The organism is Mesorhizobium sp. M7A.F.Ca.CA.004.12.1.1 (assembly GCF_003997835.1).
Taxonomy (GTDB): Bacteria; Pseudomonadota; Alphaproteobacteria; order Rhizobiales; family Rhizobiaceae; genus Mesorhizobium.
Genome location: NZ_RZRK01000127.1, coordinates 1 through 10499, shown reverse-complemented (window position 1 = coordinate 10499; position 10499 = coordinate 1). Strand labels below are relative to the sequence as shown.

General features: G+C 61.0%; 13 protein-coding genes. 5 read left to right on the top strand and 8 right to left on the bottom strand.

The window, feature by feature from the left end; genetic code table 11:
- Positions 1 to 111: 111 nt before the first annotated feature.
- The 3 genes from EN984_RS09420 to EN984_RS09410 all read right to left on the bottom strand — a co-directional run bounded on the left by EN984_RS09420 (position 112) and on the right by EN984_RS09410 (position 3031).
- A complete protein-coding gene (locus EN984_RS09420) occupies positions 112 to 459 on the bottom strand; it encodes a DUF1491 family protein (RefSeq protein WP_127268163.1) in 348 nt (115 codons plus the stop codon).
- Between the two features lie 69 nt (positions 460 to 528).
- The gene (locus tag EN984_RS09415) at positions 529 to 1326 is read right to left on the bottom strand and encodes a peptidoglycan-binding protein (protein WP_127268164.1); all 798 of its coding nucleotides are present in this window, start codon (positions 1324 to 1326) and stop codon (positions 529 to 531) included.
- Positions 1301 to 3031 carry a PAS domain-containing sensor histidine kinase gene (locus tag EN984_RS09410; protein WP_127268165.1) on the bottom strand — a complete coding sequence of 577 codons (1731 nt, stop codon included), beginning with the start codon at positions 3029 to 3031 and terminating at the stop codon, positions 1301 to 1303. Before EN984_RS09410 ends, EN984_RS09415 begins: the two co-directional genes overlap by 26 nt.
- Positions 3032 to 3567: 536 nt before the next feature.
- Here EN984_RS09410 and EN984_RS09405 point away from each other — a divergent pair.
- Together EN984_RS09405 and EN984_RS09400 are read left to right on the top strand one after the other, a co-directional pair.
- Positions 3568 to 3921, top strand: a complete 354-nt coding sequence (locus EN984_RS09405) for a DUF5330 domain-containing protein (RefSeq protein WP_127268168.1) — start codon at positions 3568 to 3570, stop codon at positions 3919 to 3921.
- Positions 3922 to 4021: 100 nt separating this feature from the next.
- The gene (locus EN984_RS09400) at positions 4022 to 4450 is read left to right on the top strand and encodes a SufE family protein (protein ID WP_127268169.1); all 429 of its coding nucleotides are present in this window, start codon (positions 4022 to 4024) and stop codon (positions 4448 to 4450) included.
- Between the two features lie 167 nt (positions 4451 to 4617).
- On the opposite strand, the gene EN984_RS09395 is transcribed toward EN984_RS09400, so the two are convergent.
- From EN984_RS09395 to EN984_RS09385, 3 genes are all read right to left on the bottom strand, one after another.
- Positions 4618 to 5043, bottom strand: a complete 426-nt coding sequence (locus tag EN984_RS09395; protein WP_013532660.1) for a MucR family transcriptional regulator — start codon at positions 5041 to 5043, stop codon at positions 4618 to 4620.
- 151 nt (positions 5044 to 5194) lie between these two features.
- Positions 5195 to 5455 carry a hypothetical protein gene (locus tag EN984_RS09390; RefSeq protein WP_127276813.1) on the bottom strand — a complete coding sequence of 87 codons (261 nt, stop codon included), beginning with the start codon at positions 5453 to 5455 and terminating at the stop codon, positions 5195 to 5197.
- Between the two features lie 31 nt (positions 5456 to 5486).
- A complete protein-coding gene (locus EN984_RS09385) occupies positions 5487 to 5855 on the bottom strand; it encodes an SH3 domain-containing protein (RefSeq protein ID WP_127268166.1) in 369 nt (122 codons plus the stop codon).
- A gap of 180 nt (positions 5856 to 6035) precedes the next feature.
- On the opposite strand from EN984_RS09385, the gene EN984_RS09380 reads away from it, so the two are divergent.
- From EN984_RS09380 to EN984_RS09370, 3 genes are all read left to right on the top strand, one after another.
- Positions 6036 to 8159: a S9 family peptidase gene (locus tag EN984_RS09380; protein ID WP_127268167.1), complete on the top strand. Its 2124-nt coding sequence runs from the start codon at positions 6036 to 6038 to the stop codon at positions 8157 to 8159.
- The gene (locus tag EN984_RS09375) at positions 8156 to 8782 is read left to right on the top strand and encodes a LysE family translocator (protein ID WP_127269948.1); all 627 of its coding nucleotides are present in this window, start codon (positions 8156 to 8158) and stop codon (positions 8780 to 8782) included. Before EN984_RS09380 ends, EN984_RS09375 begins: the two co-directional genes overlap by 4 nt.
- A 156-nt stretch (positions 8783 to 8938) precedes the next feature.
- On the top strand, positions 8939 to 9343 hold the full coding sequence (locus EN984_RS09370) for an SET domain-containing protein-lysine N-methyltransferase (protein ID WP_127269950.1): 405 nt from the start codon (positions 8939 to 8941) through the stop codon (positions 9341 to 9343).
- Here EN984_RS09370 and EN984_RS09365 read toward each other — a convergent pair.
- Complete coding sequence (locus EN984_RS09365; RefSeq protein ID WP_127383713.1) at positions 9340 to 10290, bottom strand: cytochrome c; 951 nt, start codon at positions 10288 to 10290, stop codon at positions 9340 to 9342. The genes EN984_RS09370 and EN984_RS09365 overlap by 4 nt on opposite strands.
- Positions 10291 to 10299: 9 nt before the next feature.
- A partial coding sequence (locus tag EN984_RS09360; protein ID WP_164765419.1) for a cytochrome c occupies positions 10300 to 10499 on the bottom strand: 200 nt, incomplete at its 5' end.

The window sequence follows — 10499 nt, the reverse complement described above, 5'->3', positions numbered from 1 at the left end:
GGCGATCGTGGGGGGCGGAAGCCCTTTAAAGGGTGGTTCGCGGCGCAGCACCTGCCAACGGCGATACACGCACCGCCTCGAACAGCGACGATGCGGCGGCTTCGTCCGGCCTCAGGGCGTCTTCACGGAAATAAGCTCCTCGACGGGCACGGTGCCGGCCTCGATCTCGACCACCCAGATATCGGGATCGAATTTTTTCTCCCTTTCCAGCCTGGCGTCGAGCACTGTGGCATCCTCGCCGGTTCCGAGCTGAGTGAAAAACCGGTCGTCGGGCTTGGCCGAATCATAGCTTGTCTGCGGCGCCGGCCCGAACAGGGCAACCTCACCCAGCCTGCCCCGCGCCAGCACGAACACAGCGCCGGCCTCGGTCGCGCCGCGCTTGACCACGGCGGCAAATCCCCCGGCGCCGAAAACCCGGCGCAACAGGGCCGAGACCCACAGATCCGATGTGACGCGCATGAGAGAGCTCCCGAAACTGCCGGTTCTCTATCGATATTTCCGCCGCTGGGCGAGCCGTCGTTTCAGCCGTCAGTTGGTCAGGCCGATCTCGCGCATCTTGACGTAGACGATCTCATCGGGCTCGCCGGTCTGCGGCAGCCCGAACAGCGACTGGAATTCCTTGATCGCCGCCTTGGTGCGCGCGCCGACGACACCATCCAGCTGCATGTCGTCATTGCCGAACGCCTTGAGCCCGGCCTGGATCTTGACGATGCGGGCATCGGGCGCTTGCGTCTCGGCATCCGCCTGCCCGGAATTTGTCTGTCCTGAACCTGTCTGCAAAGACACCGGAACGGCGGCCGGCATATCCGGGCGCGGCTGCGGCCTGGGTACGACGGAAGCGGTTTTCGGCGTCGCGCCCAGTTGATCGAGCAGAAGCGCGTCGATCTCGCCGGACGCGTTGAGCCCGACCTTCTGCTGATAGTCCTGGATGGCCTTGCGGGTGTTGGGTCCGGAAATGCCGTCGACCGTTCCCGAATAGAAATCAAGATCCTTCAATATGCCTTGCACCTGCTCGACAACCGGATCGCCCTTGATCGGTGCCGGCGCGCCGGATGGCCGCACGATGTTGAACGTCGTTTCCGGCTCGTCGGGCGCCGCGTGCGGAAAGCCCGCAATGCTGCGGGTCGCGAAGAATGCGCCGGCATGCGGGAAAGGCTGGTACCACAAGGCATTCGCAGAGACGTAGAACAGCGTCACCAGGAATGCCGTCGAGCCGCCCACCAGGACAGGGTTGCGCGAGATCATTCCGCCGACGGCGACAGCGCCGTCCTGAAAGGCGTTGCTGCGACGCTTGACCGCCTTAGCCTGTTTTGCGGAGCGAGCCATTTCTGTCCCCTTTCGCCATCGCTACAGGCATGGTCAGCACGCCGGCCTTCTCCGCCTGATGTCCCTTCGGTCCGTTCACCGGCAAGCTGATGGTCACCGTGGTGCCCTCGCCCGGCATGCTTTCGATGGACATCGTGCCTTCGTGCAGCGCCACCAGGCCCTTGACCAGTGAAAGGCCAAGACCAGTCCCCTCGAAACGGCGGGTATAGTCGTTCTGGATCTGCATGAAGGGCTTGCCGAGATTGGCGAAATCCTCCTCGGCGATGCCGATGCCGGTGTCCCTGACCCAGAAATGCAGGCGCGAACCGATCCGCTTGGCACCGACGACGACGTCGCCGCCGTCGGGGGTGAACTTGATCGCATTGGAGACCAGGTTGATCAGCATCTGCTGTACGGCGCGCTGGTCGGCATTGATGTCGCCGGCGTCCGGCGCGATCTGCGCCCGCAGATCGATGTTCTTGGCCTGCGCCTGCAGCTGCATCATTGACTGGCACATGTCGACCGCTTCCGCGAACCGGAACGGCTCCGGCTCGGTCGCATAAACGCCAGATTCAATCCTGGACACGTCGAGTATCGAGGTTACGACGGCGAGCAGATGCTGGCCCGAATCCCTCACCAGGCCGACATATTCCTTCTGGCGCGGATCCTTGAAGCCGCCGAACATCTCATGCAGCAGCATATCCGAGAAGCCGATGATGGCATTCAACGGCGTGCGCAGTTCGTGGCTGACCACCGCCAGGAAGCGCCCCTTCGCCACTTCGGCGGATGCGGCCGCCTCATTGGCCGCCGCGAGATCCTCGCGCAACCGGGCGATCTCGTCATTCTCGCGCAGGACGAGCGTAAAGACGTCACTCTGTTCCTCACCGCGCACCAGATCAAGCGAGAACGGGCGGTAATTGTCGGCCGTCAGGCTATTGCCGTTCTGAGGCAGGCGGATGCGCAATTCGAGCCGGCGCGACAGCGCACCGTCGCGCATGTCGGCCATTGCGCTGAGATAGGAAACGCGATCCGACAGATGGACGCGATCGAAGAGGCCGTTTCCAGACAGCAGTTCGGGCGGCAGTTTCAAAAGCGTGCGCGCTTTCGGCGACGCGTCCAGGACCTCGCCATGGCGGGCGACCCGCAAGACCACCGCATCGATGATTTCTTCGAGCCGGTCGGCAGTGTCGACCACAGCCGCGTCGGCCGTGTTTTGAAACGCCGATGCACGCGGCATCAGCGTAAGCGCCCACGCCAACGGCACCAGCCAGTGCCACGCCGCGATCTGCGCTCCTGCGAACGGAAATACGGTTCCAGCCAAAGGCTGAGCCAGGATGGCGACAGCGGCCGACACGGCTCCCCACAGTGCTGCACGTCGCGAGCCGCCGATCCACCAGGCTTCGAAAGGCAGCGCCAGGACAAGCATGGCGACAGGCGAACTCAGCCCGCCCGCGGCGGCAATGAGACTGCCGAGAGAAATGCCGGCCAGCATCAGGGCGAGCCCACTCGCCATCGCCATCTTGCCGGTCGCCGCCACCAGTAAGGCGACGAACCAGCACAGGCCAAAGGCGGCGAAGATGGCGGCCATGGTGACGGCAACGCCCATGCCTGAAGTGACCAGGGTGACCGCGGCGCCGGCGGCAAAGAAAGGAGCGGCGAGCATGACGCCGATGAAACGGCGCTGGCGCTCGCGGTCGCTCCGCCCAAGGATGGACGGATGGACCATACGTTCGCAACCGGCAGAAATCGCGCCAGGCAATTCAACGTATCTGGCCTTGATTGAACTCAACTCAACGCACTCGCACTTGTCGTGGACAGCTCTGCTTTGCAGATGGTTCTGGTTGGCTTTGAAACTCGCATCCAGCGTTTAAGGAATGGATAAGGCAGGGCCGACCAAGGCCCTGGCCTGCGGCAAATATCGGGATGCCGGCCGCCGAAAGCACGGGCAAATGCAGCCATAGTAAACGGAGAGTTATCCGGCGACGGCACCTATCGGACAGGCGCACACGGCACCCGGACTTCCACATTCCAAGAAAAATACAGGAAAATCATGGGGATGTATGGTTATTTGTTGTTAAGGAAAATCACTGGCAATTGAGACAAATGGATCGCAGAACGCTTCGTTTCGAATTTGCCTAAAATTTGAGGAAAATTCTCTCTTTGCCCGCAAGCCGTCCTTTGCGCCTGTGTGCCAAGATCCTGCCTACAAAAGAGGTCATGCCATATGGATGCATGATCCGGTCACGACGAGAGGGCAAGGGCATGGTCTTCCTCATAAGAATGGCTTTCTGGTTTTCGCTGGTGCTGCTGGCGCTGCCGCTGACTGTCGGCCCCGATGAAGCGGGCCGCGAAAGCGTCGGGCCGATCCAGGCCTTGTTTGCGGCACGCGAAGCGGTTGGCGATATCGCCGGCATTTGCGAACGCAAGCCCGATGTCTGCGAGACCGGCAAGTCGGCAATGCACACCATCACCGCCCGCGCCAAGGAGACCGCCAAGATCGCGGCAGCGATGATGGACGACAAGTCCGCCGCCGGCCCCGACACGTCGACGATGACCGGCAGCCTGCCCGTAGAAATCGTCTTGCCCGAGACCGTCAACCTGCCGCCTCAGAATTAAGCCGCTTCGACGGCGCACCGCGGGCTGTCTGCCCTCTCGACGCCCGCGGTGTCCTTGTTTTTCCGTGACGCGGAGCCGCCGCGTGACTATATCCGGCATTATGACCACCACGATCCAGACGATCCGCGACGATTTTTCGTTCCTCGAGGAATGGGAAGACCGCTATCGCTACGTCATCGAACTCGGCGAGGCGCTGCCGCCATTTCCCGACGAGCAGCGCAGCGCCGCCAACAAGGTGCCGGGATGCGTCAGTCAGGTCTGGTTGACCACCGAACGCGGGGCTGGAGCCGACCCAGTCATCACCTTCACGGGCGATTCGGACGCTCACATCGTGCGTGGACTGGTTGCGATCATACTTGCGCTGTTTTCCGGCAGGACCGCCAGCGAAATCCAGCAGACCGATGCGGAAGCGACATTGAAAGAACTCGGCCTCGACGAACATCTGTCGCCGCAGCGCGCCAACGGCCTTCGCTCGATGGTCAAGCGCATCAAGCGCGACGCCGAGGCAGCGCTCAAGCAGACCGCCTGACACCTTCATACCGGATCCGCGCCTCGCGGCGCAAAAATCAAACGGCGCCCGAAGGCGCCGTTGATGTCGATCCGATCTGGCTTATTTTGACGCAATTCCCAAGGGAGAGCTCTATGCGCTTTCCCGGGAAAACCGTTTCACTTTTCCTTGAATTGCTCTGGCAGCGATTACCGCGCTTTGCGCTTGCGGCCGAGGCCCATCTTCTTGGCAAGCTGTGACCGGGCAGCCGCATAGTTGGGTGCAACCATCGGATAGGTCGGGTCAAGGTTCCACTTTTCGCGATACTGGTCCGGTGTCAGGTCATAGTGGGTCATCAAATGGCGCTTCAGCGACTTGAACTTCTTGCCGTCTTCAAGGCAGACGATGTAGTCGTCATGAACCGACCGCTTCGGGTTGACCGCCGGCTTCTGCTTGTCGGCAGGCGGCTGTTCGGCGGTTCCGCCCACACGCCCGAGCGCAGCATGGACATCGGATATCAGGTTCGGCAATTCGCCGACCGGCACGGGATTGTTACTGACATAGGCGGCCACCACATCGGCGGTCAATTCGATCAGCGCATCGCTGTTTCTGGAAGGTGTTTCGACAATATCCATGGTCTTCGGGCCCCAACAAGAGTTACATCGATCTGCGCCCTTTTTTACAAGCAGGGCATCGCACGAATTTTGTGCAGGTAGAGTTTCTACGATTCGTGTCGCGGGCACATCAATGAGCGCCCAGACCAAGTAAGTCAATTCGGCCCTTACGCTATATTGAACGATATTGATCAATTATTCCGCGATCAGCTTCAATCTTTCGTGCATTGTGTAATTTATCGATATTTCGCGCGCTCGTCGGCAACGGCTGACGCAACGTCAGCTCACCGTTACATTCGCGGCATCTCACGAAATGGGTTTTAATGTTTGATTTTGCTTGGCTATCGTCGGGCAATATTGGTTGTTCATATTTGTCCACAAAACCAAAGGTTGCCGTGGTCATACGCAAGCAATCAGGCGACATGCCTGTCATCCGGCGGATCGGCTGATTGCTGCCGGATCAATCAATGCGGCGTGATGTATTTGCCATACGCCCAGCCGGTGACGAATTTGCCGTTCTGGGCCGGATCATGCCAGACTTCGCACCAGCGAAAACGAATCTTTTGTTCCTGCTTCCATGCCGGCTGGTTGGCGATGTCGAGCAGGTTTATTCCGCCGGTGCATCGCCCGGTCATCTGCAGAACGGTCCCGTTCGGATATGCCGCCTGCTTCTGGGATGCGCCCGAAGGGTATTTGCGCACATTGAGCGTGTCGCCGAACGGCACATTGGCCACTTGCCAAGCCGCGAATACGGTCGCATGAGACTGGCCGGCAAAGGCCAGAGTTAGTGAAGCAACGGCGAAAGCCGCAGCAGTCCGAGACCAAATAGTCATCATCTCTCCTCCCGGCTCATCTCCTGGAGCCGACACAATCCATACGCTCCGGCTCTTGAACCTGCCCTGATCGGCGTGTTCATTCGCCGTTCAAGATATTCTCCATTCGAGATGGTCCATTCAAGATACTGGCCCATTGAAGATACTGGCCCATTGAAGATACTGGCAAAGCGAGACGCAATGACCAAGACATCCATATTTCCGATCGTCAGCCCGCCAACGCCCGAGAAGCGGCCGGTTTCCGACACGCATCACGGCATCACGCGAACCGACGACTATGCCTGGCTGCGGGCCGGCAACTGGCAGGAGATGTTCCGCGACCCCTCATTGCTCGATGCGGGAATCCGCGCAGAACTCGAGGCGGAGAATGCCTACCAGTCGAAGCTGATGGCCGACACGGTCGAACTGCAAAAGCAGCTTTTCAAGGAGATGAAGGGCCGTATCAAGGAAGACGATTCTTCCGTGCCGATGAAGGATGGGCCCTATGCCTATGGCTCGTCCTTCAAACTTGGTGGCGAGCAGCCGCGCTATTTCCGCATGCCGCGAGACGGCGGTGCCGAGCATATCCTGCTCGATGGTGACGCGGAGGCCGCGGGCAAGGCCTATTTCCGTCTTGGCGGCGTCGACCATTCGGCCGACCACGCAAGGCTGCTGTGGGCATTCGACGACAAGGGCTCCGAATTCTACACGCTTCACGTGCGTGACCTTGCCGACGGCAGGGAACTTGCGGACCAGATCCCCGACACCGGCGGTTCAGGTGTCTGGAACGCCGCCAATGACGGCTTCTTCTATACACGTCTCGACCCCAACCACCGCCCGTCGAAGGTGCTGTTCCATGCGCTTGGCGACAGCCCGCAAAGCGACCGGCTGATCTATGAGGAAACCGATCCCGGCTTCTTCATGAATGTCGACGGCACCCGCAACAACGAGTGGATCATGATCGGCATCAACGACCACGAGACCTCGGAATACCGCCTGATGCGCGCCGACGATCCGTTTGCCGAACCGAAACTGGTGTCGCCGCGCGAGATTGGCCTGCAGTACGAGCTGGAAGAAGGCGGCGATATCTTCTTCATCCTGACCAATGCCGACGGCGCCAAGGACTTCAAGATCATGACGGCACCAGCGGGCGATCCCGTGCGCGCCAACTGGCAGGAACTGGTGCCGCACGAACCCGGCCGGCTGATCCTGTCGGTGATCGGCTTCAGAGACCACATGGTTCGGCTCGAACGCAAGGAAGGCCTGCCGCGCATCGTCGTGCACGACCGCACCAGCGGCGAGGAGCATCTTTTGTCCCTCGACGAGGAGGCTTTCTCGCTCGGCCTGTCGGGTTCCTATGAGTACGACACCGAGATCATGCGCTTTTCCTATTCGTCGATGACGACACCTGCGCAGGTGTTCGACTATAATATGCGTACCCGCGAGCGGGTGCTGCTGAAGACCCAGGAAGTGCCATCCGGCCATGATGCGGACCACTATGTCACGCGGCGCCTGATGGCGCCGGCCAGCGATGGCGAACTGGTGCCGATCTCGCTTTTGCACCATCGCGACACGCCGCTGGACGGATCCGCACCTTGCCTGCTTTACGGCTACGGCTCCTATGGCATCACCGTGCCGGCCGCCTTCAACACCAACTGGTTCTCGCTGGTCGACCGGGGCTTTGTCTTCGCCATCGCTCACGTTCGCGGCGGCAAGGACAAGGGCTATGGCTGGTACGATGACGGCAAGCGGGAGAACAAGATGAACACGTTCACCGATTTCATCGCCGTCGCGCGCCATCTGGTGACGGAGCGTTACACGGCGCATGACCGTATCGTCGCCCAGGGCGGTTCGGCCGGCGGCATGCTGATGGGTGCCGTCGCCAACATGGCGCCGGATTGTTTTGGCGGCATCGTCGCCGAGGTACCCTTCGTCGATGTCCTCACCACCATGCTCGATGCGACCCTGCCGCTGACGCCGCCGGAATGGCCCGAATGGGGCAACCCGATCGCGTCCGCCGACGACTACCGGACCATTGCCGCCTACTCGCCCTATGACAATGTCGTTGATCACGACTATCCGCCGATCCTGGCGCTGGCCGGTCTCACCGATCCGCGCGTCACCTATTGGGAACCGGCCAAATGGGTGGCCCGGCTGCGCGACCGCAAGAGCGGGGACAATCCGGTCCTGTTCAAGATCAACATGGATTCCGGCCATGCCGGTGCCTCCGGCCGGTTTTCGCGGCTGGAGGAGATCGCCTACACCTATTCCTTCGCGCTGAAGGTGATGGGTAAGGCGCAGCCTACGGGAGAAATCGACCGATGATCGATCTCGCTACACTGATTGCTTATGTCGCGGTTGTGCTCGGCTTCGTCTTCATCCCGGGTCCGGCCACGCTCCTTACCATAGCGCGGGCAACGAGTTCCGGAACCAAGGTTGGCATCGCGACCGGCGCTGGGATCGCTGTCGGCGACATCTTTCACACCGTCATGGCCATGATCGGCATATCGGCGATCATCGCCGCATCGGCGACGCTGTTCAGCGTCATAAAGTACATCGGCGCGGCCTACCTGGTTTATCTCGGCATTCGCGCGATCATGGAGAAAACACCAGGCGGCCCGGCTGCCGGCGCGCTTGCGATCTCTGCCGGGAAGGCGTTTCGACAGGCTGTCCTGACCGAAGTGCTCAACCCCAAGACCGCTCTGTTCTTCCTTGCCTTCCTGCCTCAGTTCGTGCGGCCTGAAAACGGGACGGTGATGCTTCAGATGACCGTGTTGGGGGCCATCTTCGTCGTACTGGGCCTTTTCAGCACGGTCGTCTTTGCCGTGAGCGCTGGCCGGCTCGGCACGTTCCTGCGCCGAAATCCGTCGGTGTTACGATGGCAGGGCAAAGTTGTCGGCGGCATCTACTGCGCTTTGGGCGTCCGTCTGGCGCTGCAGCAACGCTGACTCCAGACGATGATCGACGCGCCTTCCGAAGAGGCTGCGTGATCAGGGCTTTTTAAGTTCCCGTTGCTCATTTTCACTCGCAATTGCGATGACCGCGCGCTACCCAGTGCGCGGTTTTTCCCGGCCCGACAGCCTCCAATCGCGTAAAGGTCCATTATGCTGCTCGTCGACGTCTATCTCGACAAATCGCCTATCCAGGGAATCGGCGTCTTTGCCAAGAACCACATTCCTCGCGGCACTCTGATCTGGAAGCTGGACCCAAGGTTCGATCGGCTCATCGAGGTCGAGACTTATGAACGTGCGGCCGGCCCGGTGAAGAGCTATCTCGATCGCTACTCCTATCCCGACCGCCGCGATCCGAACTACATCGTCTTCGAAGCCGACGACGCGCGCTACATGAACCATGCCGACGAGCCGAACTGCGACGTCTCCTCACCGGAGGAGAGCTTTGCGCTGCACGACATCGCGCCTGGCGAAGAGCTGACCTGCAACTACAACCATTTCTTCGAGACGGGTTTCGATTTTCTCGGCGACCGCCACCTGTCTGAAGACTCGGTCTAGTTTGCCGTCTTCTTGCGGGCCGGATAGCCGTTTGGATGCGCCGGTATCGCCTTCAGATAGGCGGCGATGGCCGCACGGTCCTGCGGCGTCAGTTCGGCCATGTTCCGTTGGACATCGACCATGGCGCCGCCGACCGAATCGAAATCGGGCGTGAAGCCGGTTTCGAGATAGTTGGCGATATCGGCCTCCGACCAGTCGGCGAGACCGCCCTCGCCCGATGTGATGTTCGGCACGACGCCATTGCCTTCGGCGGCCACGGCGCCCGCCAGCGACTCGTTCTTCTTCGTGCCGCCCGCAAGATCGCGCGGCGTGTGGCATTCGCCGCAATGGCCTGGCCCTTCGACCAGATAGCGGCCTGCCATCACCGGATCAGGCTTGCCTTCGGGGAAGGCAACAACCGGCTGATCGCTGAGATAGAGCAATTTCCACAGGCCGATGCCGCGGCGAATATTGAAGGGAAAACCGAGCGAATTGCCCGCTGCCTTGCCGGCGACGGCCGGCAACGTCTTCAAGAAGGCATAGAGATCGCCAATGTCAGCCGGATTCATGCGCGCGTAGGATGCATAGGGAAACGCCGGATAGAAATGCTCACCAGAAGGCGACACGCCCTTCAGCATGGCATTGGCGAGGTCCTCGACAGACCATGCGCCGATACCGTCCCTGGGATCTTGCGAAATGTTGGGCGGCACGAAGGTTCCGAACGGCGTCTTGAGTTCAAGGCCACCCACGAGTTGAAGCCGGGCGTCGCCCTGTGAGCCCGGCTTTGCATGGCAGGATGTGCAACCGCCGGCATAAAAGATGCGCTTGCCCCTGGCTGCGTCGCCAGGACCGAGCTTGGCCAGGGTTTCCCTGTCGAGCGTCACCGGCGCCGACAGGACCCACCCGGCAACCGCGCCGACGCCGCCCAGAATGACGACGGCGCCGACAAGTTTCTTCAGCCATGCCATGGCTGGTGATCAGCCCTTCTTGATTCTGTAGCCTTGATGGCAGGTGCCGCAATCCGAGCCGATAGCGCCGACTTGCGCCTTCAGCGCGTCGGCATCGGCGGGAGCCGCAGCGACCGCGGCCTTCACGTCTGCGAGATATTTGTCCTCGGCTGCGTTGAAGCCAGCCATGTCTTGCCAGATCTTCGGCGAGGCCGTGGTATCGCCGGTGT